23 protein-coding genes are annotated in these 23,157 nt (G+C 72.0%); 8 read left to right on the forward strand and 15 right to left on the reverse strand.

Annotation, left to right across the window (positions count from 1 at the left end; genetic code table 11):
- Positions 1-3 precede the first annotated feature (3 nt).
- Together ligD and JYK18_RS28255 are read left to right on the forward strand one after the other, a co-directional pair.
- Positions 4-1,026: a non-homologous end-joining DNA ligase gene (gene ligD, locus JYK18_RS28250; protein WP_206806483.1), complete on the forward strand. Its 1,023-nt coding sequence runs from the start codon at positions 4-6 to the stop codon at positions 1,024-1,026.
- The gene (locus JYK18_RS28255) at positions 1,023-1,817 is read left to right on the forward strand and encodes an endonuclease/exonuclease/phosphatase family protein (protein ID WP_206806484.1); all 795 of its coding nucleotides are present in this window, start codon (positions 1,023-1,025) and stop codon (positions 1,815-1,817) included. Before ligD ends, JYK18_RS28255 begins: the two co-directional genes overlap by 4 nt.
- 92 nt (positions 1,818-1,909) lie before the next feature.
- Here JYK18_RS28255 and JYK18_RS28260 read toward each other — a convergent pair whose 3' ends face one another.
- Together JYK18_RS28260 and JYK18_RS28265 are read right to left on the reverse strand one after the other, a co-directional pair.
- Positions 1,910-3,427, reverse strand: a complete 1,518-nt coding sequence (locus tag JYK18_RS28260; RefSeq protein WP_206808172.1) for an alpha/beta hydrolase — start codon at positions 3,425-3,427, stop codon at positions 1,910-1,912.
- Between the two features lie 109 nt (positions 3,428-3,536).
- Positions 3,537-4,610: an ATP-dependent DNA ligase gene (locus JYK18_RS28265; protein ID WP_206806485.1), complete on the reverse strand. Its 1,074-nt coding sequence runs from the start codon at positions 4,608-4,610 to the stop codon at positions 3,537-3,539.
- Between the two features lie 106 nt (positions 4,611-4,716).
- Here JYK18_RS28265 and JYK18_RS28270 point away from each other — a divergent pair, with 106 nt between their 5' ends.
- From JYK18_RS28270 to JYK18_RS28280, 3 genes are all read left to right on the forward strand, one after another.
- Positions 4,717-5,367 (forward strand): response regulator, encoded by a 651-nt coding sequence (locus JYK18_RS28270; RefSeq protein WP_206806486.1) that lies wholly within the window; start codon positions 4,717-4,719, stop codon positions 5,365-5,367.
- 134 nt (positions 5,368-5,501) lie between these two features.
- The gene (locus tag JYK18_RS28275; protein WP_206806487.1) at positions 5,502-6,452 is read left to right on the forward strand and encodes a hypothetical protein; all 951 of its coding nucleotides are present in this window, start codon (positions 5,502-5,504) and stop codon (positions 6,450-6,452) included.
- Positions 6,449-10,825 carry a HAMP domain-containing protein gene (locus JYK18_RS28280; RefSeq protein ID WP_206806488.1) on the forward strand — a complete coding sequence of 1,459 codons (4,377 nt, stop codon included), beginning with the start codon at positions 6,449-6,451 and terminating at the stop codon, positions 10,823-10,825. Before JYK18_RS28275 ends, JYK18_RS28280 begins: the two co-directional genes overlap by 4 nt.
- A gap of 8 nt (positions 10,826-10,833) precedes the next feature.
- Here JYK18_RS28280 and amaP read toward each other — a convergent pair whose 3' ends face one another.
- The 9 genes from amaP to JYK18_RS28325 all read right to left on the reverse strand — a co-directional run bounded on the left by amaP (position 10,834) and on the right by JYK18_RS28325 (position 15,147).
- On the reverse strand, positions 10,834-11,430 hold the full coding sequence (amaP, locus tag JYK18_RS28285; protein ID WP_206806489.1) for an alkaline shock response membrane anchor protein AmaP: 597 nt from the start codon (positions 11,428-11,430) through the stop codon (positions 10,834-10,836).
- Positions 11,427-11,963: a DUF6286 domain-containing protein gene (locus JYK18_RS28290; RefSeq protein WP_206806490.1), complete on the reverse strand. Its 537-nt coding sequence runs from the start codon at positions 11,961-11,963 to the stop codon at positions 11,427-11,429. Before JYK18_RS28290 ends, amaP begins: the two co-directional genes overlap by 4 nt.
- A gap of 12 nt (positions 11,964-11,975) precedes the next feature.
- Positions 11,976-12,356, reverse strand: coding sequence for an Asp23/Gls24 family envelope stress response protein (locus JYK18_RS28295; protein WP_307796101.1), 381 nt, complete (start codon positions 12,354-12,356; stop codon positions 11,976-11,978).
- Positions 12,353-12,529, reverse strand: a complete 177-nt coding sequence (locus tag JYK18_RS28300) for a hypothetical protein (protein ID WP_113692709.1) — start codon at positions 12,527-12,529, stop codon at positions 12,353-12,355. The genes JYK18_RS28295 and JYK18_RS28300 overlap by 4 nt, the downstream gene beginning before the upstream one ends.
- On the reverse strand, positions 12,526-12,834 hold the full coding sequence (locus tag JYK18_RS28305; protein WP_206806491.1) for a hypothetical protein: 309 nt from the start codon (positions 12,832-12,834) through the stop codon (positions 12,526-12,528). The genes JYK18_RS28300 and JYK18_RS28305 overlap by 4 nt, the downstream gene beginning before the upstream one ends.
- Positions 12,834-13,298, reverse strand: coding sequence for an Asp23/Gls24 family envelope stress response protein (locus JYK18_RS28310; RefSeq protein ID WP_206806492.1), 465 nt, complete (start codon positions 13,296-13,298; stop codon positions 12,834-12,836). Before JYK18_RS28310 ends, JYK18_RS28305 begins: the two co-directional genes overlap by 1 nt.
- Positions 13,299-13,400: 102 nt before the next feature.
- Complete coding sequence (locus tag JYK18_RS28315) at positions 13,401-13,835, reverse strand: hypothetical protein (RefSeq protein ID WP_206806493.1); 435 nt, start codon at positions 13,833-13,835, stop codon at positions 13,401-13,403.
- Positions 13,832-14,395, reverse strand: coding sequence for an RNA polymerase sigma factor (locus JYK18_RS28320; protein ID WP_206806494.1), 564 nt, complete (start codon positions 14,393-14,395; stop codon positions 13,832-13,834). Before JYK18_RS28320 ends, JYK18_RS28315 begins: the two co-directional genes overlap by 4 nt.
- Before the next feature lie 2 nt (positions 14,396-14,397).
- Positions 14,398-15,147, reverse strand: coding sequence for a pyrimidine reductase family protein (locus JYK18_RS28325; RefSeq protein ID WP_206806495.1), 750 nt, complete (start codon positions 15,145-15,147; stop codon positions 14,398-14,400).
- Positions 15,148-15,180: 33 nt separating this feature from the next.
- On the opposite strand from JYK18_RS28325, the gene zapE reads away from it, so the two are divergent.
- Complete coding sequence (gene zapE / locus JYK18_RS28330; RefSeq protein ID WP_206806496.1) at positions 15,181-16,218, forward strand: cell division protein ZapE; 1,038 nt, start codon at positions 15,181-15,183, stop codon at positions 16,216-16,218.
- Here zapE and JYK18_RS28335 read toward each other — a convergent pair.
- Entirely contained in the window at positions 16,115-16,735 is a 621-nt protein-coding gene (locus tag JYK18_RS28335; RefSeq protein ID WP_307796102.1) for a phosphatase PAP2 family protein, read from the reverse strand. The two genes, zapE and JYK18_RS28335, sit on opposite strands and share 104 nt — an antisense overlap.
- 116 nt (positions 16,736-16,851) lie before the next feature.
- On the opposite strand from JYK18_RS28335, the gene JYK18_RS28340 reads away from it, so the two are divergent.
- Entirely contained in the window at positions 16,852-18,474 is a 1,623-nt protein-coding gene (locus JYK18_RS28340) for an ABC-F family ATP-binding cassette domain-containing protein (RefSeq protein ID WP_206806497.1), read from the forward strand.
- Between the two features lie 56 nt (positions 18,475-18,530).
- Here the strand turns inward: JYK18_RS28340 and JYK18_RS28345 are convergent, their stop codons facing one another.
- The 3 genes from JYK18_RS28345 to rocD all read right to left on the reverse strand — a co-directional run bounded on the left by JYK18_RS28345 (position 18,531) and on the right by rocD (position 21,983).
- On the reverse strand, positions 18,531-19,268 hold the full coding sequence (locus JYK18_RS28345; protein WP_206806498.1) for a GntR family transcriptional regulator: 738 nt from the start codon (positions 19,266-19,268) through the stop codon (positions 18,531-18,533).
- 48 nt (positions 19,269-19,316) lie between these two features.
- Positions 19,317-20,681 carry a DUF2252 domain-containing protein gene (locus tag JYK18_RS28350; protein WP_206806499.1) on the reverse strand — a complete coding sequence of 455 codons (1,365 nt, stop codon included), beginning with the start codon at positions 20,679-20,681 and terminating at the stop codon, positions 19,317-19,319.
- A 93-nt stretch (positions 20,682-20,774) separates the two neighbouring features.
- Positions 20,775-21,983 carry an ornithine--oxo-acid transaminase gene (gene rocD / locus JYK18_RS28355; protein ID WP_206806500.1) on the reverse strand — a complete coding sequence of 403 codons (1,209 nt, stop codon included), beginning with the start codon at positions 21,981-21,983 and terminating at the stop codon, positions 20,775-20,777.
- A 324-nt stretch (positions 21,984-22,307) separates the two neighbouring features.
- Here rocD and JYK18_RS28360 point away from each other — a divergent pair, with 324 nt between their 5' ends.
- Positions 22,308-23,129, forward strand: coding sequence for a PPK2 family polyphosphate kinase (locus tag JYK18_RS28360; protein WP_206806501.1), 822 nt, complete (start codon positions 22,308-22,310; stop codon positions 23,127-23,129).
- Positions 23,130-23,157: the final 28 nt, after the last annotated feature.

Here is a 23,157-nt window from a genome sequence, read left to right on the forward strand (position 1 = left end):
CCCGTGGCCAAACACGGTGACCCAGTCGAGTACCAGGTGGGCGAGCGCACGGTGCGGGTGTCCAGCCCGGACAAGGTGTACTTCCCCGAGCGCGGCATCACCAAGCGGCAGGTGGTGGAGTACTACCTGGCCGTCGGCGAGCCGCTGCTGCGCGCGATCGGCGAGCGGCCGACCACGCTCAAGCGCTATCCGGACGGCGTGACCGGCGAGCTGTTCTACGCCAAGCGCGTGCCCAAGGGTGCGCCCGACTGGGTGCAGAGCGTGAAGATCACCTTCCCGTCCGGCCGGACGGCGGAGGAGGTCTGCCCGACCGAGCCCGCGGTGTTCGCCTGGGCGGCGAACCTGGGCACCTTCGACTTCCACCCGTGGCCGGTGCGCCGTCCCGACGTGGACCACCCGGACGAGCTGCGGATCGACGTGGACCCGCCGGAGGAGGCGCGGTTCGCCGACGCGGTCCGGGTCGCCGGGACCGTGCGCGAGGTGCTGGCCGACGCCGGGCTGACCGGCTATCCGAAGACCTCCGGCGGCCGCGGCGTGCACGTGCTGGTGCGGATCCGGCCCGAGTGGGACTTCATCGCGGTGCGGCACGCGGTGATCGCGCTGGGCCGCGAGGTGGAGCGCCGGGTGCCCGAGCTGGCGACCATTTCGTGGTGGAAGGAGGAACGCGGCGGCCGGGTGTTCATCGACTACAACCAGGCCGCGCGGGACCGCACGGTCGCCTCCTCGTGGTCGGTGCGCGGCACCCCGCGCGCGACCGTGTCCACGCCGCTGACCTGGGATCAGCTCGGTGAGGCGGATCCGGACGAGTTCGACGTGCTGACCGTGCCGTCGTGGCTGGCCGAGCACGGCGACGCCCACGCCGGGATGGACGACGAGGCGTTCGGCCTGGAGACGCTGCTGGAGTGGTACGAGCGCGACGAGCGGGACACCGGCCAGGCCGAGATGCCCTACCCGCCCGACTACCCGAAGATGCCGGGTGAACCCAAGCGCGTGCAGCCGAGCAAGGACCGGGACCGGCCGAAGTGAACCGCCGGGCGGTCGCGTTGCTGACCGCGTTCCTGCTGGTGGTGGCCGCGGTCCCGGCCGCGGGCGCGACCGGTGCCGCGCTGCGGGTGCTGAGCTTCAACATCCACTCCGGCGTCGGCGCGGACGGCAGGCTCGACCTGGCGCGCACGGCCGGTGCGATCACCGATTCGCGGGCCGAGGTGGTCGGCCTGCAGGAGGTCGACGTGCACTGGTCGGCCCGCAGCGGGTACGCCGACCAGGCCGGGGAACTGGCGCGCCGGACCGGGATGCACCTGTTCTTCGCGCCCATCTACGACAAGGACCCGGAACCGGGCCGGGTCGAGCGGCGGCGGTACGGCGTCGCGGTGCTGAGCCGCTTCCCGATCCGGCGCGCGGTGAACCACACCATCACCCGGCTGTCCACAGTGGACTCCACGCCGCCGGGGCCGCTGCCGGGCTTCGCCGAGGCGGAGCTGGAGGTGCGCGGGCGGGTGCTGCGGTTCTTCGTCACGCACCTGGACCACCGGCCGGAACCGGCGGTGCGGAGCACGCAGGTCGGCGAGATGCTGCGGGTGCTGGGGCCGGGCGTGCTGGCGGGCGACCTGAACGCGGGTCCGGGGGCGGCCGAGTTGCGGCCGCTGTTCGACCGCCTCCCGCCGACCGGGGTGGCGGGCGCGACCTTCCCGGCCCCCGCCCCGGACCGGCGGCTGGACTACGTGCTGAGCACGCTGCCCCCGGTCAGCACGCGGATCCCGGACGACCCGGTCACCTCGGACCACCGCCCGGTACTGGCCACGGTCCAACTGCCCTGACCCGCCCCGCTGAATGCTATGAGTGGGGCATTACTTGCATTCAACGCTAGTAATGCCCCACTCATAGCATTGGCCGGGGCCGAGGCCGGGAGTCAGGCGGGGCAGAGCGTGCCGTCGTTCGGGATCTTGGCGTCGAGCAGGAAGTCCCTGACCTTTTCGCCGACGCACGGGGACGCGCCGATCGCGCCGTGCCCGGCGCCCTGCCAGCCGATCCGCACGCCGCTCGGCATCTGCTCGGCGGCCCGCGCGGTGCCCTGCTCCGAGGTCACCGGATCGCCCGCGGTACTCACCAGCAGCACCGGCGGCACCCCCGGTTTGCTCAGCGGCGGCAGTGCCTGCGTCGGCACCGGCCACGGGCTGCACCACGCCAGCTGCTGCGTGACGAACCCGCCGAAGACCGGGTACCGGCCGCGCAGGTCGCGGCTGATCGCGTCGATCTGGTCGGCGGAGAGCCGGACCGTGGTGTCGTTGCACTTGGTGGCGATGCCGCCGTCGAGCCGGGTGGGGTTGAGCCGGTCGTCGACCAGCAGCGGCTCGGCGAAGGTGGCCAGCTTCGTGCCGTCCCCGGACCGCGCCGCGGCGATCGCGTCGGCCAGCTCCGGCCACCGCTCGCGCTGGGCCAGCCCGGCGTTGATGGCGTGCATCGCCAGCCCGGGGCTGAGCAGCCCGCCGTCCGGGGTCTGCAGGCCGGTGCCGCGCAGCTGGTCCAGCAGCCCGGCGACCACCGTCTTGGCGTCCCCGCCGAGCGCGCAGCCGCGCTGGGCGCAGTCGGCGCTGAACGCCGCGAGCGCGGCCTCCCCACCGGCGGCCTGCGCGTCGCGCACCGAGGCCACGTCCGGCGACGGGTCCGGCGCGCCGTCCAGCACGAACCGGCCCACCTTGTCGGTGAACCGGACCGCGTAGGCACCCAGCACCTGCGAGCCCTCGCCCCTGGCCAGCGCGTTCAGCTTGGACAGGCCCAGCTGGGAGCGGATCTCGTCGAGATCGCCCGCGGTCCGCCAGCTGTCGAAGGCGCCCTGGTCGTCTTCGAGCGTGATGCCGCACTGCTGACCGGCCTGCCGCGCGGCGTCCAGCAGCGGCTCGACCGACTCCTGCGCCGGGTCGAACCCGACCAGTTCGGTGCGGACCTCGGCCGGGATGCAGCGCACCGGGTCGGACAGCCCGCTGCCGCGCCGGTCCACGCCGATCAGCGAGAACCGCTGCAGCAGCTCGGGCGGCAGCGTCTGGGCCAGCCGCAGCGCGTAGAGCGTGCCGGGCTCGCCGTCGATGTCGTTGAGCACCACCAGCGGGATCGGGCCGGTGCCCGCCTTGAGCAGGTTGATCCTGGCGATGCCGCGGCCGGGCAGTTCGGGGGCGTCCAGCGCGGTGGACACGCGGCCGCAGCTGAACTGCACGTTCGCCGGCACGGGCCGCCCGCCAAGGCGCTCACCGGTGTCGGCGGCGCAGTCCTTCCACTCCACCCCGTTCTCGCGCGGCTCCTCCAGCGGCGGCAGCGGCGGGGTGGCCGGCGGCCCGGTGGCCGGCGCGACCGGCGGCAGCGGTCCGTCGTTCTCGACCACGGGCGGCCGATTCGACGGCCCGGCGGTGCACGCGCCCGCGACAGTGCACATCGCGACCGCGAGTGCGAGAACAACCCGGCGCGTCAAACTGCTTCTCCTCACGCGTGACCCATCGTCAGGTGGAGCTTCGCACGCCCAGGGTGAGGCGGGGGTGAGCAGGTCAGCTGACCCGCTTGACCTCACCGCGGAAGACGGCGTCGAGGTCGTACCGGGCCGGTTCCTCCAGCTGCGCGTAGTCGCACGAGGACGGTTCGCGGTCCGGCCGCCAGCGGGCGAACTGCGCGGTGTGCCGGAACCGCGCCGGGTGCCCGCCCTCGGTGTGCTCGTACCCGACCTCCACCACGCGCTCCAGCCGCAGCGGCACCCACGGCTGCTCCCCGGCACGCCACCGGTTCACCCCACCGGGCAGCCGCTGCCCCTCGACCACCGCGTCGCCGAGCCACGGGTGCGCGCCCTCGGTGATCAGCGGCGCCAGCTCCTCGGCCAGCTCCCGCCGCCGCGCCACCGGGAACGAGCCGACCACGCCGACGTGGTGCAGCACCCCGCGCTCGTCGTGCAGCCCCAGCAGGAACGAGCCGACCATCTCGCCCGGTTCACCGTCGACGTGCCACCGCAACCCGGCCAGCACGCAGTCCGCCGTGCGCGAGTGCTTGTACTTGAGCATCAGCCGCTTGCCCGGCTCGTAGGCCGCGTCCAGCGGCTTGCCGATCACCCCGTCCAGCCCGGCGCCCTCGAACAGCTCGAACCAGTGCCGCGCCACCGCCGGATCGGTGGTCGCCGGGGTGATGAACACGCCGGGCAGCCGCTCCAGCCGGGCGCGCCGCGCTTCGGTGGGCTCGGCCAGCAGCTCCTCACCGTCCAGTTCGAGCAGGTCGAAGGCGACGAACTGGGCCGGCGTCTCGCGCGAGAGCAGTTCGACGCGGCTCGCCGCCGGGTGGATGCGCTCGGTCAGCGCGTCGAAGTCGAGCCGCCCGCCCCGGCCGATGACCAGCTCGCCGTCGAGCACCACCCGCTCCGGCAGCACCCCGGCGAGCGCTTCGAGCACCTCGGGGAAGTACCGGTTCAGCGGTTTCCCCGTGCGCGACTGCAGGGTCAACTCGGTGCCGTCGCGGAAGACGAGGCAGCGGAAGCCGTCCCACTTCGGCTCGAACAGCAGGCCGCCGGAGTCCGGGATGGACTTCGCGGGCTTGGCGAGCATGGGTTTGACCGGCATCGTCAGCGACATGGGCGCCATTCTGCTCGACCGCCCCCGGCGGGGTGGGCGGTCTGGCTTTTTCCACCCCGGCGTGGGATATCTACCTCCGGGGTCCGCGGTGCACAGCGACGAAAGGCGGCCGATGATGCCGGAGCCGGGGACCACGCGGCCGCTGCGGGTGGTGCTGGTGGAGGACCACAGCATGGTCGCCCAGGCGCTGGAGATCGCCTTCGCCGACGTACCGGACATCGATCTGGTCGCCTCGGCGCAGTCGGTCGAGTCCGGGCTGGCGGTGACCAGGGCGCACCGCCCGGACGTGGTGGTGCTGGACCGGCGCCTGCCCGACGGCGACGGGATCGACGCGCTGCCGCGGTTCCGCGAGCAGTCCCCGCACAGCCAGGTGCTGGTGCTCACCGGCGAGGCGACCACCAACATGGCCGCGCGCGTGGTGGCCGCCGGCGGCGCCGGGCTACTGGTGAAAACCGGGCTGTTCACCGATCTGGTGGCCGCGCTGCGGCGGGTGGCCGCGGGCAGTTCCGCCTTCGAACCGGGCCTGCTGGCCGGCGTGCTCGACCGGCTGGCTTCCCGCGACCGCGCCGAGCCGATGCTCACCGCCCGTGAACGCCAGGTGCTCGCGCTCATCGCCGAGGGCGCGGCCACCGAGCGCATCGCCGCGGAACTGAATTTGGCCAAGAACACCGTTCGCAACCACATTCAGCGGATACTCGGGAAACTGAACGTGCATTCGAAGCTGGAAGCCGTCGCGTTCGCGCGCCGGAACGGACTGATCGATTAGGCCATCCGTCAGTCCGAAGGTCCATTCTTAAAAAATCACCGACTAGAACTTGGCGGCCCGGCGGTTGACCGGTGCGACAATGGGGCATCCGAAACCCGGCCCACCCACGAGGTGAGTGACAGGGAGACAACGTCATGCCCGGAACAGGAATGCACCCCCGCACGGCGAACCGGATCGGCATGTCCGAGGTCCGCCGCGTGGAGGAGGAGACCAGCACCTTTCGCGCGCTCGACTACCGCTACGGCGGCGGCTGGTGCCACGACGCCGCGCTCGCGCAGCTTTCGTGGGCTTATCGGCTGCTGGACGCGGCGGGCACGGAACGGGTCAAGGCGCGGTTGTGCTCCGCGCTCGCCGATCTGACCAGTCTGGCCGGCTGGACCGCATTCGACGCCGGATTCCCGGATGCCGCGCACGCGCGTTTCGACCGTGCACTCGAACTCGCCAGGGAAGGCGGGGACAACGGCCTGGTGGCGAACATCCTGTACCGCAAAGGCAGGGTGTATTTGCACTATGACGCGCCGAGCCAGGCACTGGCCGCGTTCACCCAGGGCGAGCGGGCCGCCACCGCGGCCGGTTCGCCGGTGATGCTCAGCGTGCTCTGCGCCAACCAGGCGTGGGCGCACGCGAAGCTCGGCAGGCGCGACGAGGCGATCCGCTCGCTCGGCCGGGCCGACGAGGCGTTCTCCCGCGCGGGTGACGAATTCGTCCCGGTCTGGGTGCGGTTCTTCGACCAGAACGACCTCGCCGCGATGATCGGCACCGTCTACACCGAACTGGCGCTCGGGGTGGACCCCGCCTACGCCGCGCCCGCCTGCGACGAACTCACCTGCGTGGTCGACCGGTACGGTCCGGACATGGCGCGCAGCCGCTCCTTCTGCCTGGTGCTGCTGGCCATCGACCACCTGCTGATGGGCGATGTGGACGAGGCGGCCGAGACGGGTGCCCACGCGCTGGCAGCCGCCGAAGGGATGAATTCGGCCCGGTTCGCCGACCGGCTGCGCCCACTGGAGACCGAAGCCGTCCGGCGTGCCGAGCACACCGAGGCTCGCGAACTCGCGGAGAGAATAGCTACCTTTGCCGCATGAGCCCAACGCGGCCGGGCACGCTCGGCGAGGAAAGCCTGCAACAACTGCTGGAGGGGCTGAAGGCGGTCCGCGACGGGGATTTCAGCACGCGCCTGCCCCGCAGCGACGACCTGCTGATGGACGAGATGTCGGCGGTGTTCAACGGCATGGTCGACCAGCTCGCCCTGTTCACCTCCGAGGTGACCAGGGTGGCGCGCGAGGTGGGCACCGACGGCAAGCTCGGCGGGCAGGCCGCGGTGCCCGGCGTCTCCGGCACCTGGAAGGCGCTCACCGATTCGGTGAACGCCATGGCGGGCAACCTGACCGGGCAGGTGCGCGACATCGCCGGCGTGGCCACCGCGGTGGCCAGGGGCGACCTTTCGCAGAAGATCACCGTGGACGTCAAGGGCGAGATGCTCGAGCTGAAGAACACCCTCAACACGATGGTGGACCAGCTCTCGTCCTTCGCGGACGAGGTGACGCGGGTGGCGCGCGAGGTGGGCAGCGAGGGCAGGCTCGGCGGTCAGGCCCAGGTGCCCGGGGTGGCCGGGACCTGGCGGGACCTGACCACCTCGGTGAACTTCATGGCCAGCAACCTGACCACCCAGGTGCGCTCGATCGCCGAGGTGACCACCGCGGTGGCGCGGGGTGACCTGACGCAGAAGATCGTGGTCGACGCGCGCGGCGAGATCCTCGAACTGAAGTCGACCATAAACACGATGGTGGACCAGCTCTCCGCGTTCGCGGACGAGGTGACGCGGGTGGCGCGCGAGGTCGGGACCGAAGGCATTCTCGGCGGCCAGGCACTGGTGCCCGGGGTGGCGGGCACCTGGCGCGACCTGACCGCGTCGGTGAACTTCATGGCGGGCAACCTGACCAACCAGGTGCGGTCCATCGCGCAGGTGGCGACCGCGGTGGCCAAGGGCGATCTGACGCAGAAGGTCGCGGTGGACGCGCGGGGCGAGATCCTCGAGCTGAAGAACACGATCAACACGATGGTGGACCAGCTGTCCTCGTTCGCCGACGAGGTGACCAGGGTGGCGCGCGAGGTCGGCACCGACGGCAGGCTCGGCGGCCAGGCGGACGTGAAGGGTGTTTCGGGCACCTGGAAGGGCCTGACCGAGTCGGTGAACGTGATGGCCGACAACCTGACCGAGCAGGTGCGCTCGATCGCCGAGGTGACCACCGCGGTGGCGCAGGGCGACCTGACCCAGAAGATCCGCGTCGACGCGCGCGGCGAGATCCTCGAACTCAAGGACACCGTCAACACGATGGTGGGCCAGTTGTCCTCGTTCGCGGACGAGGTGACGCGGGTGGCGCGCGAGGTGGGCACGGAGGGCCGTCTCGGCGGCCGGGCCGACGTGAAGGGTGTTTCGGGCACCTGGAAGGGCCTGACCGAGTCGGTGAACGTGATGGCCGACAACCTCACCGACCAGGTCCGCTCGATCGCGCGGGTGACCAGCGCGGTGGCGCAGGGCGACCTGTCGAAGAAGATCACCGTGGAGGCCAAGGGCGAGGTCGCCGCGCTCGCGGAAACCATCAACACCATGGTCGACACGCTCTCCGCGTTCGCCGACGAGGTCACCCGCGTCGCGCGCGAGGTGGGCACCGAAGGCATTCTCGGCGGGCAGGCGCGGGTGGCGAACGTGTCGGGCACCTGGAAGAACCTGACCGACAACGTGAACTCGATGGCGGACAACCTGACCAGCCAGGTGCGCTCGATCGCGCAGGTGACCACCGCGGTGGCGCAGGGCGACCTGTCCAAGAAGATCGACGCGGACGCGCGCGGCGAGATCCTGGAACTCAAGACCACCATCAACACGATGGTCGACCAGCTCTCGGCGTTCGCCGCCGAGGTGACCAGGGTGGCGCGCGAGGTCGGCAAGGAGGGCCGCCTCGGCGGGCAGGCCGAGGTCGAGGGCGTGTCCGGCACCTGGAAGCGGCTGACCGAGAACGTGGACGAGCTGGCCGGGAACCTGACCCGGCAGGTGCGGGCCATCGCCGAGGTCGCCAGCGCGGTGGCCACCGGCGACCTGACCCGGTCGATCTCGGTCGAAGCCAAGGGCGAGGTGGCCGAACTCAAGGACAACATCAACGCGATGGTGCAGTCCCTGCGCGAGACCACCCGCGCCAACGAGGACCAGGACTGGCTCAACACCAACCTGGCTCGCATCTCCGGGCTCATCCAGGGCCACCGCGACCTGCGCGTGGTGGCCGAGCTGATCATGAACGAGCTGACCCCGCTGGTCGGCGCGCAGCACGGCACCTTCTACTTCGCCGATCCCGGCCAGGACCCGCCGCGGCTGCGGTTGATCGCCGGGTACGGGCACAACCAGGCCGAGCACGTGCCCACCGAGTTCGAGTTCGGGCAGTCGCTGGTCGGCCAGGTGGCCAAGACCAAGGCACCGATCGTGGTCGACCGCACGCCCGCCGACTACGTCCGGGTCTCCTCCAGCCTCGGTGCGGCGGCGCCGGTCAACCTGATCGTGCTGTCCATCGTGTTCGAGGGCCAGGTGCTCGGCGTGATCGAGCTGGCCTCGTTCGCCCGGTTCACCGACGTGCACCGCGACTTCCTCGAACAGCTCACCGAGACCATCGGCGTGAACGTGAACACGATCATCGCCAACGCCAGGACCGACGCGCTGCTGGAGGAATCGCAGCGCCTGGCCGAGGAACTGCAGGCGCGCTCCGAGGAACTCCAGGCGCAGCAGGCGAAGCTCCAGCGGTCCAACGCCGAACTGGAGGAGAAGGCCGAACTGCTGGCCAGGCAGAACCGCGACATCGAGGTGAAGAACTTCGAGATCGAGCAGGCGCGGCAGGAGATCGAGCAGCGCGCGCAGCAGCTGGCGCTGGCCTCGAAGTACAAGTCGGAGTTCCTCGCGAACATGTCGCACGAACTGCGCACGCCGCTGACCAGCCTGCTGATCCTGGCCGGGGTGCTGGCGCAGAACGCCTCGCAGAACCTGACCGCCAAGCAGGTCGAGTTCGCCAAGGTGATCCAGTCCGCGGGCACCGACCTGCTGCAGCTGATCAACGACATCCTCGACCTGTCGAAGGTCGAGGCGGGCAAGATGGACATCCACCAGGAGCCGTTCCCGCTGGCCCAGCTGCTGGACTACGTGCGGGCCACGTTCCGGCCGCTGACCGCGGACAAGGGGCTCGACTTCCAGGTGGTGGTCGAGCCCGACGTGCCGGAGCGGCTGTTCACCGACGAGCAGCGGCTGCGGCAGGTGCTGCGCAACCTGCTGTCGAACGCGGTGAAGTTCACCGAGCGCGGTTCGGTGGAGCTGCGGGTGGGCATGGCAGGCGCGTCCGAGGTGGCGTTCTCGGTGGTGGACACCGGGATCGGCATCGAGGAGGAGAACCTGGAGTCGATCTTCGGCGCGTTCCAGCAGGCCGACGGCACCACCAGCCGCAAGTACGGCGGCACCGGGCTGGGGCTGTCGATCAGCCGCGAGGTGGCCTACCTGCTCGGCGGGCAGCTGCAGGCGGAGAGCAGGCTGGGCCACGGCAGCACCTTCACCCTGCGGCTGCCGGTCTCCCGGCTGTCCACTTTGGATGGTGCGGTGGTGGAGCGGCTGCTGGAGCCGATGGTGGCCGGGGACCGCGCGGTGCTGGTGGTGGAGGCGGGGGAGAACGGCCTGCTGACCCTGCTCGCGCGCGGGGTGGCGCGGGAGACCGGGGACGTGGCGGTGGACACCGTGGCCGCGCCGGACGAGGCGGTGGTGAGCCTGGCCGCGCGGGCGTACGCGTGCGTGGTGCTGGACCTGAGCCTGCCCGGGGCGACCGCGCTGACCGTGCTGAAGCGGCTGGGGGAGCGCGACGAGCTGCCGCCGGTGCTGGCGCACGCGACGCGGAAGCTCAGCGCCGCGCAGGACCGCCTGCTGCAGGCGCAGCTGCGGCACACGCCGGTGACCGTGCTGTCCTCTTTGGACCAGCTGCGGGCGGAGATCACCGTGCGGGTGGCCGAGGAAGCGCCGGAGGCGGTGGTGGAGCGGGCGGAGGCCGAGGAACGCCACCTGGAGGGCGGCAAGGTCCTGCTGATCGACGACGACGCGCGCAACGTGTTCGCCATCGCGGGCATGCTGGAGCTGCAGGGGATGGACGTGGTGCACGCCCCGAACGGCCGGCTGGGCATCGACGTGCTGCTGGAGAACCCGGACATCGACCTGATCCTGATGGACGTGATGATGCCGGAGATGGACGGGTACGCCACCACCGCGGCGATCCGCGAGATGCCGCGGTTCGCCGGGCTGCCGATCATCACCGTCACCGCGAAGGCGATGGAGGGCGACCGCGAGAAGAGCCTGGCCGCCGGCGCCAGCGACTACGTCACGAAGCCGGTGGACGCCGACGAACTGCTCACCTGCATGAGCCGCTGGCTCAACCGCTGACCGGCGGGCTACTTCACGCGTTGCTTGGTGCTGGCGTCCAGGTCGATGCGGACCGCGGTCGGCAGGGTCTCGACCCCGAGGGACTCCCGTGCGCGGGTGAGCACGCGCGCGTCCAGTTCCTGCCACACGGTCTTCAGGTCGGCCCCCTCCCGCAGCGAGATCTCCATGCGCAGCGCGGGTGAATCCGCGTCACCCACCGCGCGGACCCGGGCCCGGCTCACGCCTTCGACGGCTTCCGCGTCGGCGCGGACGGCGCCCGAGATGGCGGCGGCGGTGACGGTCAGCTCCCGCCCCTGGGCGCGGTCCAGTTCGAGGTCCGGCCTGCCCTCGGGCCGCAGCGAGCGGAAGAACCACCACAGCCCGAACACGAACAGCACCACGCCTGCCACGATGGCGGCGATCTTCGCGAGCACCGGCTCGCGGCCCAGCCACTCCACTGCGATCGGGTCGAGCACCGGCCGCTGCGCGCGGAAGGTGCCCAGCCACCCCTGCCCGACCACCAGCGCGAGCACGCCGGCGGCCAGCGCGAGCAGGCCGACCAGTGAGGTCAGCGACCGCTCCGCCCGGTACGAGCGGGCCAAAGCCTTGCTGGCGACGGATTTCATCGGCGGTCCTTCGGGGAGTCGACTACCACGGACACCTTCGGCTTGCGCGCCAGCGGGACGTCGTCGATCAGCGAGCGCACCGTCGCCAGCAACTCGGGCCGCAGCTCGCCCTCGGTGGACAGCCGCGACGTGGCGCGCACCCGCACCTTCTTCGCGCTGGCCGTCACCGAAGCGCCGGTGACGTTGTCCTCGGCACGTACGTGCCTGCCGACCAGCCGCGCCAGCGAACGCGGCGTGGTGGTCACGCTGACCTCCTCGGCCGGATCGGTCAGCCGGACCGCGCGCCGCCGCGCCGAGGCGGCGAACAGCAGCAGCACCAGCCCGGCCACCGCGACCAGCGCGGCGACCAGCCGGACCGGCCCGGCGGTCCAGTTCACTGTGGACAGTGACGCCTGCCAGTCCCGCCACGGCACGATCAGCGGAGCCTCCGCCGGACGCCACCAGTGCCAGCCGACCTCGAGCGCGAGCAGCGCCCCGGCCACCGCGACGGCCAGGCCGAGCAGGGTCGAGAGCAAACGGACGAAAATCCGCACGCCGAACTCCTCCTATCGCACCCTGGGCTGGGTTTCCGGCAGCAGCGCGGAAACCGTCACCGCCAGCGAGCGCACCCGGTACGAGGTGATGTGCTCGACCTCCCTGGTCACCCGCTCCCGCACCTCGCCGACCACGGTGCGGACCGGGGCCGGGTAGTGCAGGGCCAGGTCGAGCGCCAGGTCCACGTCGTTGTCCCGGCCGGCCACCTTCGCGCCGGCGCCGTGGCTGCCCAGGCCGAGCCCGGCCACCTTGCGCTCCACCCTGGCCGTGCCCGCCACCTGGTCGGCGGCGCGCTGGGCCACCTTGCGCACCACCGAGTGGTCGATGCTCAGCGTGCCGCGCTCCTCGGGTTCGGCCAGGGTGGCGGCCGGTCGCACGTCGAGTGCGGTCACCGGTCCCGGCCCTTGCCGAACATGTCGCCGAGGTCCAGCTCACCGTCGAGGACCCGGCCGACCACCAGGCCGATCACGCCGACCGCGAGCGTGACGAGAAAGGCGGTGAAGCTCTGGCTCGCCGCGAGGCCCAGCACCAGCCCCGCGAGGATTCCGGTCTGCGTAGCGTTCATTCTTCCTTTGCTCCTTGGGTAAGGGTGACGTCGGTGATCTCGATGTCGACCGGCACGTCGCCGGCGATCCGGCGCACCCGCTCGCGCAGTTCGGCGCCGACGCCGGGCAGCGGGCCGTCGAGCCGGAGCACCACGGCGACCTCGATCCCCGGCCCGCCGGTGCGCACGCCGACCACCCGACGGCCGGGCAGGTAGGTGACCGCACCCCCGGCCAGCCGGACCACCGACGGATGCGCGAGCACCGCGCTCGCGATCTCGTCGGCCAGCGCGTCCGGCCGGCCGGTTCCGGATCCAGCGGTGCTCATCACTCGACCCGCGAGGTGCTTTCCTCGGTGTCGTCGTCCTCGGGCAGGTGGATGTCGTTGACCGCGATGTTCACCTCGATCACCTCGAGCCCGGTGATCTGCTCGACCGTGCTGATCACGTTGCGCCGCACCGCGCGCGCCACGTCCACGATCCGCGCCCCGTACTCGACCACCACGTCGAGGTCGACCGCGGTCTGCTTCTCGCCGACCTCCACCGACACCCCGGCGGTGGTGACCGTGCCCGAACCGGGGATGCGCTCCTTGATCGCGCCGAACGCGCGGGAGACCCCGCCGCCGAGCGCGTGCACCCCGGACACCTCGCGGGCGGCGATCCCGGCCACCTTCTGCACCACGGCCGAGGCGATGGTGGTCTTGCCCTGAGCTCCGTCCTCGTTGAGCACCGGGGTGGACCCCGTCCGCAGTGCCGGGGTGGTGCCCGAGTTCGTCGCGCTGGTCTGCGCCATGTGAATACCGCTCCTTTCCCAACCGTTGTTCGCTATTCGTACGATGGGTGCGGGCGCGGCGCCATTCCGCAACGTCCCCCGATCGGGTGAGCGAGGCGCGGATCAGTCCAGGTGGACGTCCACCACGTGCACGTTCACCGTGGGGACCGCTTCGCCGAGTTCGGCCGCGAGCGCGCGGGCCAGCCCGGCGCGCAGCGCTTCGGCCGCTTCGTCGGCGGGCACGCCGTACCGGACGGTGGTGAGCACTTCCAGGCCTTCGCGTTCGAGCGCCACCGCGGCCACGTGCAGCCCGCCGATGCGCTCGCCGAGTTCGGCCGCGATCCGCCTGGCGAGCAACACCAGCACCTGCTCGGTGACGCGGAGCTTGCCGCCCTCCTGGTCGTACTCGAACTCGGCGGAACCACCGCGCAGCCCGCGCACCGAGCGCAGCACCCGGTCGACCAGGCCCGGCGGGGTCGGCACGGTGGTGCGGGCCGCCGCGCGGACGAGGTGCCAGTCCGGGTCCTGCCGGGGGTCCTCGGCCGGTGCCGTGCTCATCGCAGCTCCTTGAGTTTCGCGAGCAGGGCCACCCTCGCGCGGTGCAACCGGGAACGCAAGGCGGGGACGCTGACTTCCAGCACCTCGGCCACCTCCTCGTAGCTCAGCCCCTCCAGTTCGCGCAGCACCAGCGGCACGCGCTGGCTGACGTCGAGGTCGGCGATCGCGCGCAGCGTGGCGTCCACCTGCTCGGCGCGGACGACCTGGCCCTCGGGGTTCGCGTGGAGGTCGGCGAACTGGTACCCGCCGTCGGTGCCGTCCCCGGCGTCCAGCGACACGGTCGGCTTGCGGCGGCGCACGTAGGCCAGCGCCGCGTTGGTGACCACGCGGTACAGCCAGGTGGACACCGCCGACTCCGCGCGGAACCCGGACAGCCCGCGCCAGGCCGAGATCCAGGCGTCCTGCACCACGTCCTCGGCCTCGGCGCTGTTGCCGGTGATCCGCAGCGCCACCCGGTACATCCGCGGGGTGTGGCGCCGGACCAGCTGGTCGAAGGCGTGCGGATCACCGCCGGCGGCTCTGGCCAGCAGCGTCTGGTCCGGTCTCTGCTCCTCGGTCATGCTCACCGGCGCCGGTACCGGAACATGGTTAACCCGTCCTCGTGCAGGATCGAGGCCAGCGCCAGCTTCCGCGGCACCAGCGTTTCGCGCCCCTCGGCGATGCGCCCGGCGCCGCCGCCTGCCAGCAGCGGCGCCACGGTCAGGCACAGCTGGTCGACCAGGTCCTCGGAGACCAGCCCGCCGAACAGGTGCGGCCCGCCCTCGCAGTTGACCCGGCGCAGCCCGCGCCGGTCGAGTTCGGCGAGCGCGGTGGTCAGCTCCACGGTCAGCGGCCCGGCGATGATCACCTCGGCGCCCGCGTCGGCGAGCGCCTCCCGGCGGGCGCGGGGCGCGCCCTCGGTGGTCAGGATGATCGGCGGGACCTTCGCGTCGGTGAACAACGCCGAATCCGGTTCGATCGTGCACCGCGCGGTGACCACCGCGATCGGCGGGATCTCGGCCTGCCCGCGCCGCTTCCGCGCTTCGATGCGTTCCGCGCTCACCCGCGCCCCGCGGTAGTTCTCCGCGATGACCGTGCCCGCGCCGACGAGAACAACATCACACAGCGCGCGCCCCAGCCCGAAGATGTGCTTGTCCGCCGGATGGGACAACCCCTCCGACCGGTCCGCCACGGTGACCGCGCCGTCGGCCGAAGCCACGAAGTTGACCTGCACCCAGGGTTTCGACAGCTCTTCGGGGTACCCGTAGAGCTGTTCGAGTTCGGCCGCGGACAGGTCGCTTCGGGAGCCGTTCGGGGGCCAGAGCTGTTGCACACCCCCATCCCAGCACGGGTTACGCTCGCCCGCATGCCCCCACGCCTGATCGAGCGCGACCCCCAGCTGGGCGCGGAGGAGCTGATCGGCTCGCTGGTCCCGCCGCCGCGGTTCGACGGCGTCCGCTTCGAGACCTACGTGCCGAACCCCGACGAGCCGAGCCAGGCGGCCGCGGTGCGCGACTGCTCGGCGTTCGCGGCCAGGGTGACCGCCGCGGGCAAGGCGAAGAAGTCGAAGTGGCGCACGCTGTTCGGCGGGGACGGCGGGGCCGAGCCGGGCAAGCCGGGGCTGTACCTGGACGGCGGATTCGGCGTCGGCAAGACCCACCTGCTCGCCTCGATCTGGCACGACTCGCCCTCGCCCAAGGCGTACGCCACCTTCGTCGAGCTGACCCACCTGGTCGGCGCGCTGGGCTTCGCCGAGGCGGTGCGGCGGCTGTCCGCGCACCGGCTGCTCACCATCGACGAGTTCGAACTGGACGATCCCGGCGACACCATGCTGGTCACCCGGCTGCTGCGGGAGCTCACCGACGCCGGGGTGTTCGTCGCGGCCACCTCGAACACGCTGCCGGACAAGCTGGGGGAGGGCCGGTTCGCCGCCGACGACTTCCTCCGCGAGATCCAGTCGCTGTCCGCGCGGTTCGGCGTGGTGCGCGTGGACGGCCCCGACTACCGCCACCGCGGCCTGCCCGATGCCCCGCCGCCCGCTTCGGACGCCGAGCTGGACGCGTCGGCGGCCGCGGTTCCCGAGTCCACTGTGGACGAGTTCGGCGAGCTGTGCGACTACCTGGCGAAACTGCACCCCTCGCGGTACGGCAGGCTGGTGCGCGGGGTGCCGATGGTGCACCTGCGCGGGGTGTTCGCCGCCCCGGACCAGAACGTCGCCCTGCGGTTGGTCGCCTTCGCCGACCGGCTCTACGACAGCGCGATCCCGGTGATGGCCTCGGGGGAACCGCTGTCGGCGTTGTTCACCGAGGAGATGCTCCAGGGCGGGTACCGGAAGAAGTACCTGCGGGCGGTGAGCCGGCTGACCGCGCTCGCGCGGGACGCCAGTACCGCGCCGCGGTCGTGACCAGCGCGGCCACCACCGGCACCACCGCCACCGAGAGCCCGGCGCCCCCGGCCACGTCGGTGGCGTAGTGGTAGTGCAGGCCGATCATGCCGATCCCGGCACCGGCGGTCAGCACGAGCCCGGCCAGCGCCACCAGCAGCGCCGTGCGCGCGGCACGCACCAGCAGCACCACCACGGCGAGCGTGGTGACCAGGCTCACCGTGTGCCCGCTCGGGTAGGCGAGGTGGTCGTCGTAGTACCGGCCGAACCACGGTTTGAGCACCCAGCTCGACAGCATCACCGCGATCGACGGCGCCGCCGCGGTCAGCGCCAGGCCGGTCCAGTGGCGGCGGACCGCGCAGGCGATCGCGAGCAGCACCAGCGCGGGCAGCAGGACGTACGGCTCGGTGGGCAGCACCAGCAGGCGCAACAGGAACTCGTTGCCGCCCAGGGTGTTCTCCACCGCCGCGGCGATACGGGCGTCCGGTGTGGAGAATCCGCGGTCACCGGCGAAGAGCAGGCCCAGCAAGCAGAACACGGCGAAACCGGCCAGCGCCGTGCCCAGCGTGACCCCGCTCCTGACCTTCGTCGCCCGTTCGATACCGCCGAGGATATTCGGTCGCGGGCACGCCGGTGGTCGGACACCATGCGGGCGTGGGTTATCTCGAAGCGAGCGCGCTGTCCTACCGGCTCAGCGACGGCAGGCAGCTGTTCGAAGACGTGTCGTTCCGCGTCGGCCCGGACCACGTCACCGCGCTGGTCGGGGACAACGGGGCGGGCAAGACCACGCTGCTGCGGTTGCTCGGCGGTGAGCTGACCCCGCTCTCGGGCGCGGTGCGGTCGCAGGGCGGGTTCGCGGTGATGCCGCAGTTCATCGGCTCGGTGCGGGACGAGCGCGCGGTCCGCGACCTGCTGCTCGCGGTGGCGCCGTCGGCGTTGCGCGCGGCCGCCGCCGAACTCGACGCGGTCGAACTGCTGCTGATGGACACCGACGACGAAGCCACCCAGATGCGGTACGCCGAGGCGCTCTCGGCGTGGGGCGAAGCGGGCGGGTACGCGGCCGAGGTCCTGTGGGACACGGTGACCGTCGCCGCGCTCGGCGTGCCGTACGACCGCGCGCGGTTCCGCGAGGTGCGCACGCTCTCCGGTGGTGAGCAGAAGCGGCTGGTGCTCGAAGCGCTGCTGCGCGGGCCGGAGCAGGTGCTGCTGCTCGACGAGCCGGACAACTACCTCGACGTGCCCGGCAAGCGCTGGCTGGAGGACCGGCTGGCCGAGACGCCCAAGGCGGTGCTGCTGGTCAGCCACGACCGCGAGCTGCTGGCCGCGGCGGCCACCCACATCGTCACCCTCGAAGGCGGTACGACCTGGGTGCACGGCGGCGGGTTCGGCCGCTGGCACGAGGCCCGCCTCGCCCGCTGGGAGCGGATGGCCGAGCTGCGGCGGCGCTGGGACGACAAGCACGAGCAGCTGATCGAGCTGGTGCGCTCGCTGCAGCGCGCCGCGTCGATGAGCGACGAGATGGCCTCGCGCTACCGGGCCGCGCAGACGCGGCTGCGGAAGTTCGAGGAGGCGGGCGCGCCGCCGCTGCCGCCCAAGGAGCAGAAGGTCAAGCCCCGCCTGCGCGGCGGCCGGACCGGCCTGCGCGCGATCACCTGCGAGGAGCTGGAGCTGACCGGGCTGATGCGCCCGTTCGACCTGGAGGTGTTCTTCGGCGACCGGGTGTGCGTGCTGGGGTCGAACGGGTCGGGCAAGAGCCACTTCCTGCGCCTGCTCGGCGGCGACGAGGGCGTGGCGCACACCGGGAAGTGCCGCCTCGGCGCACGCGTGGTGCCCGGCCTGTTCGCGCAGACGCACCAGCACCCGGAGTGGCTCGGCCAGACCCTGGTCGAGCTGCTGTGGCGCGGGGACGACAGCAGGCCGGGGGTGGACCGCGGCACGGCGATGGCCGCGCTCAGCCGCTACGGCCTGGCCGCCGCCGGGGACCAGCGGTTCGAAACGCTCTCCGGCGGGCAGCAGGCGCGGTTCCAGGTGCTGCTGCTGGAACTGGGCGGGGCCACCCTGCTGCTGCTCGACGAGCCGACCGACAACCTGGACCTGATCTCGGCGGAGGCGCTGCAGGAGGCGCTCGCCGAGTTCACCGGCACGGTGGTCGCGGTGACGCACGACCGGTGGTTCGCGCGCTCGTTCGACCGGTACGTGTTGTTCGCGGCGTCGGGCGAGGTCAGCGAGGTGGACGAGCCGGTGTGGACCGAGGGCCGGGTCGACCGCGTGCGCTGACTTGTGGACTGGGCCACCCGTGGTCTAGAGTGGCATAGTCCACTTCGGGAACCGGGTCAGGAGAGCGGGTAGGGATGCAGCAGCTTCCACACCTCGGCGGGGAAGACCGACTCGTCGAAGCGGAACGCGCTGCCCTCGGCGTCGAAGACGACCAGGTGCTGTTCGAGCACGGCCGAGGCACCGGGCAGCTGGAGCCGCTTGCGCTCGGCGGCGGTGGCCAGCCGCGCCTGGACCTGGTCGCGGCCGAAGGAGGGCCGGTGCCCGGCCCGGTCGGTGACGTACTCGTCCACCGCGGCCGGGGCGAGTGCCTTGTCCAGCAGGTCCGGCGCCCGCTCGGTGAGGTCGCCGCCGAACCACGAGGTGCGCAGTTCGGCCGGGGTGCCGCCGGGGTCGCTGACCAGCACCTGGCGCCGGACCCCGCGGCTGCCGTCCGGGGTGCCGAACGCGTCCGCCACGTGCGGCGGCACGGCGGCCTCCTCGGCGACGAGCACTTCGAGCCCGGCGTCGGCGGGGAAGCTCACGTCGATGGTGCGCGAGGGGGCGAAGCGCTTGCCGTGGGCGCCGGGCAGGTCGGCGCGCACGAAGGTGCCCGAGCCGTGCCTGCTCTCCACGTAACCCTGGTGCCGCAGCAGGCGCAGCGCGTCCGCCGCGGTCGGGCGCGCGACGCCCCACTCCTGGCAGAGCTGCCGCTCGGAGGGCACGCTCTCCCCGGCGGGCAGCTCACCGGAGATGATCCGGGCGCGGATGCTGTTCGTGATCTGGTGGTACTTCGGCGACTTCTCGCTGTCTGACATCGACTTCCCGGATCAGTGGCCTAGGACACCGGGACCTTAGCAGGGTCCTCAGTCGTCGGCTTCGATCTCGGCTTCGACGCGCCCGTCGGCCACGGCGGCGGCCAGTTCCGCGTGGTCCGCCTCGGTTTGGTCGGCGTAGCGCACCGCGTACCGGCCCACCGCCTCGTCCATCGCCTCGTCCTCGTCGAAGTACCCGGCGAGCAGCCGCGGGTCGATGGACCGCACGTGCGCGCGGGCGAGCAGCGCGCCGGCCAGGCGGCCGTAGTCGTCGAGGTGGTTGCCCTTGAGCGCGGTCGGGTCGATGTCGCCCTTCATGTTGCGGAACTGGCGCACGATGTACGAGCGGCCCTCGATCGTGGTCCAGCCGAGCAGGATGTCGGTCTCCGCCTGCACCAGCCGCGCGCCGTGCACGATGCGCTTGCCCTCGTGCTCGGCCGGCGGGCAGTCCAGGTAGGGCTCCAAAGAGGACGGACGGGCCTCCTTGACCTGGAGCACCAGCGATTCATCGGTGTTGCCGCGCAGCAGCACCACGTAGCTGCGCAGGCCGACGCTGCCGGTGCCGACCACCCGGAAGGCCACATCGGACACCCCGAACCGGGTGATCAGGTTCCGCCGCGACTCGCGCAGCGTGTCCACATAGGACACCAAGCCGCCGGTGACCGCGTCGGCGGTGGCGTCGTCCACCCTGGTCAGCACCGGCGGTTCGGTGACGAACCGGTTCTCCCGGGTCCACTTCGCCACCACCTTGGCGCTGGTGTTCTTGCGGGCCTTCGCGGCCGCCTCGGCGAAGTCGTCGATCAGCTCGTCGGCCTTGACCCGGCTCAGCGCGGCCGCGTTGGGCAGCGCGTTCCACGACTGCATGAACGGCAACTCGGCCAGGTTCCGCACGGTCCGCCGGTAGGACTTCACCACGTCCTCGGCGGCTTCGAGGCACTTCGACTCCGACACCCCGCCCTCGCGGCCGGCCAGCACCAGGCTGGTGGCCAGCCGCTTGACGTCCCACTCCCACGGGCCCGGCACGGTCTCGTCGAAGTCGTTGATGTCCATCACGATCTCGCCGTCCGGCGTGCCGTACAGGCCGAAGTTCGCCGCGTGCGCGTCACCGCAGATCTGGGCGATCAGACCGCTCTTCGGCGCGTCGGCGAGGTCGGCGGCCATCAGCCCGGCCGCGCCGCGGAAGAACGAGAACGGCGACGAGACCATCCGGCCCATCCGCAGCGGCACCAGCGACGGCAAGCGCCCGGCGTTGCTGGATTCGATGAACTCCAGCACGCCGGGCCGCCGGGCCCCAGCCGCCTCGTGATCGTGCGCGGCGGCCGGTGTCGCCTCGCGCAGGGCCTTGCCCTCGGCCCGGACCTCGTCCGGATCCTGGACCACTCGCAGTTCCGCCGCCTCGCGCCGCCCACTGACCATTTTTACGGCTCCCTCCGCCCTCGCTTGGAGGGAGCTAACCAGATTCCGCCTAGCGCGCGCCGATCACCTCGGCGAGTGCTAACCAGACCCCGCCTACCGCGCGCCGATCACCTCGGCGAGTGCTTCCACCCCACTGTCCAATTCGTCCTGTTCGATCACCAGTGGCGGCGCCAGGCGGAGGGTGTGGCCGTGGGTTTCCTTGCACAGCACGCCGAGCCCGGCCAGGGCCTGCGAGGCCTCCCGGCCGGTCGGGCCGCCGGGCGCGATGTCGACCCCGGCCCACAGGCCGCGCCCGCGCACCGCGGACAGGCCGTTGCCGACCAGCTTCGCCAGCCGCTCGTGCAGGTGCGCGCCCAGGTCCTTGGAGCGCTGCTGGAACTCGCCGGTGGCCAGCAACCGGACCACGCCGCGGCCCACCGCGCAGGCGAGCGGGTTGCCGCCGAAAGTGGAGCCGTGCTCACCCGGGCGCAGCACGCCGAGCACGTCACGTGAGCCCACTACCGCCGACACCGGGAGGATGCCGCCGCCGAGCGCCTTGCCCAGGGTGTACACGTCGGCGCGGACGCCTTCGTGCTCCAGCGCCAGCAGGGTGCCGGTGCGCGCCAGGCCGGACTGGATCTCGTCGGCGATCATCAGCGTGCCGGTCTCGTCGCACAGCCGCCGCGCCTCGGCCAGGTAACCCTCCGGCGGCACGATCACCCCGGCCTCGCCCTGGATCGGTTCGAGCAGCACGGCCGCGGTCCGCGGGCCGATCGCCGCGCGCAGCGCCTCGGCGTCGCCGTAGGGCACGGTGACGAACCCGGGGGTGAACGGGCCGAAGTCGGCGCGCGCGGTCTCGTCGGTGGAGAAGGAGACGATGGTGGTGGTGCGGCCGTGGAAGTTCGACCCGGCCACGACGATCTCCGCCTGCCCGTCCGGCACGCCCTTGACCTGGTAGGCCCACTTGCGGGCGAGCTTGACCGCGGACTCGACCGCCTCGGCGCCGGAGTTCATCGGCAGCACCATCTCGGTGCCGGTCAGCTCGGCCAGCTCGCGGCAGAACAGGCCGAGCTGGTCGTGGTGGAAGGCGCGGGAGGTGAGCGTGACCCGGTTCAGCTGCTCGGTGGCCGCGGCGACCAGCGCCGGGTGCCGGTGGCCGAAGTTGAGCGCGGAGTAACCGGCCAGGAAGTCGAGGTAGCGCTTGCCCTCGACGTCGGTGACCCAGGCGCCTTCGCCCTCGGCGATGACCACGGGCAGGGGGTGGTAGTTGTGCGTGCCCCAGTGCTCGTCGAGGGCCACGTATTCGGCGGCGGAGGTCGTCATGCGATCAGGTTAGGTCCTGCTCGCGGAACCTTCATCCGGAAATCATTGCTTCTGCCCGGCGTTCGTTGCGCAGTTGCCCGGCCTCGGCCACGAATCGTTGTGAAGCGGGGTGGGTGACCACCGATGCGCGCAGGGGATCACTGTTCTAGCGGCTCGATCGGGGGTCCGCCCGGGGTATTCGGTGGATCCAGGTTTTCGCTGGGCGTGCGGCCGGGAGACCCTCGTACCGGGCGTTGTACTCGGGTCTTCCGGCCGCGCGGCCAGCGGGAAGCTGGGCCGCCGAGACCTCGGGCAGACTTCCGATCGGGCCGCTAGGGTCGCGGGATGACCGTGCGTGACGTGTTCCGGGCGACCAGCCGTGACTTGCCCGACCCCGGCGACCGCCCGGCCGGGCCCAGCAAGAAGAGCAAGTCGCTCGAGGAACTGCCCGCGCTCGGCGCCGAGCTCGACGACCTCCAGGAGCGCCTCTTCGCCGAGGGCGAGCGCAGCGTGCTGCTGGTGCTGCAGGGCATGGACACCTCCGGCAAGGGCGGCACCGTCCGCCACGTGCTCGGCATGGTGAACCCCCAGGGCGTGCGGTACCAGGCGTTCAAGAAGCCGACCGCGGCCGAGCGGCGCCACCACTTCCTCTGGCGCGTGCGCAAGGTGGCGCCCGCCGCCGGGCAGATCGGCGTGTTCGACCGCTCCCACTACGAGGACGTGCTGGTGCCGCGCGTGCTCGGGCAGCTCGCCGGGGCGGAGCTGAAGCAGCGCTACCGCGAGATCAACGCCTTCGAACGCGAACTGGCCGACGCCGGCACCACGGTCCTCAAGGTGTTCCTGCACATCTCCCCGGAGGAGCAGCTGCGCCGCCTGCGGGCCCGCCTGCTCGACCCGGCCAAGCGCTGGAAGTACACCCCGGACGACCTGGCCGCCCGCGAGCGCTGGCACGACTACCAGCGCGCCTACCGCGGGGTGCTGCGGCAGACCTCCACCGCCGCCGCGCCGTGGTACGTGGTGCCCGCCGACCGCAAGTGGTACCGCAACTGGGCGGTCGCCGGGCTGCTGCTGGAAACCCTGCGCGAGATGGCGCCCGGTTACCCCGACCCCGGCTACGACGTGGCCGCCCAGCTGGCCGAACTGGACGCGGCGAAAGCGCTTCCGTAGCCAAACCGCTGGCGCGTCTGACAGAGTT

The sequence above is a fragment of the Amycolatopsis sp. 195334CR genome, assembly GCF_017309385.1.
Taxonomy (GTDB): domain Bacteria; phylum Actinomycetota; class Actinomycetes; order Mycobacteriales; family Pseudonocardiaceae; genus Amycolatopsis.

Coding starts and splice junctions, on each gene's coding strand:
- JYK18_RS28260 (WP_206808172.1), bottom strand. CDS start 3,427: ATGTGCACTGTCGCGGGCGCGTGCACCGCCGGGCCGTCGAATCGGCCG.
- JYK18_RS28275 (WP_206806487.1), top strand. CDS start 5,502: ATGCCCGGAACAGGAATGCACCCCCGCACGGCGAACCGGATCGGCATG.
- JYK18_RS28305 (WP_206806491.1), bottom strand. CDS start 12,834: ATGAGCACCGCTGGATCCGGAACCGGCCGGCCGGACGCGCTGGCCGAC.
- JYK18_RS28360 (WP_206806501.1), top strand. CDS start 22,308: ATGACCGTGCGTGACGTGTTCCGGGCGACCAGCCGTGACTTGCCCGAC.
- amaP (WP_206806489.1), bottom strand. CDS start 11,430: ATGAAATCCGTCGCCAGCAAGGCTTTGGCCCGCTCGTACCGGGCGGAG.
- JYK18_RS28300 (WP_113692709.1), bottom strand. CDS start 12,529: ATGAACGCTACGCAGACCGGAATCCTCGCGGGGCTGGTGCTGGGCCTC.
- JYK18_RS28310 (WP_206806492.1), bottom strand. CDS start 13,298: ATGGCGCAGACCAGCGCGACGAACTCGGGCACCACCCCGGCACTGCGG.
- JYK18_RS28315 (WP_206806493.1), bottom strand. CDS start 13,835: ATGAGCACGGCACCGGCCGAGGACCCCCGGCAGGACCCGGACTGGCAC.
- JYK18_RS28280 (WP_206806488.1), top strand. CDS start 6,449: ATGAGCCCAACGCGGCCGGGCACGCTCGGCGAGGAAAGCCTGCAACAA.
- JYK18_RS28350 (WP_206806499.1), bottom strand. CDS start 20,681: ATGGTCAGTGGGCGGCGCGAGGCGGCGGAACTGCGAGTGGTCCAGGAT.
- zapE (WP_206806496.1), top strand. CDS start 15,181: ATGCCCCCACGCCTGATCGAGCGCGACCCCCAGCTGGGCGCGGAGGAG.
- JYK18_RS28320 (WP_206806494.1), bottom strand. CDS start 14,395: ATGACCGAGGAGCAGAGACCGGACCAGACGCTGCTGGCCAGAGCCGCC.
- JYK18_RS28265 (WP_206806485.1), bottom strand. CDS start 4,610: ATGGCGCCCATGTCGCTGACGATGCCGGTCAAACCCATGCTCGCCAAG.
- JYK18_RS28345 (WP_206806498.1), bottom strand. CDS start 19,268: ATGTCAGACAGCGAGAAGTCGCCGAAGTACCACCAGATCACGAACAGC.
- JYK18_RS28270 (WP_206806486.1), top strand. CDS start 4,717: ATGCCGGAGCCGGGGACCACGCGGCCGCTGCGGGTGGTGCTGGTGGAG.
- rocD (WP_206806500.1), bottom strand. CDS start 21,983: ATGACGACCTCCGCCGCCGAATACGTGGCCCTCGACGAGCACTGGGGC.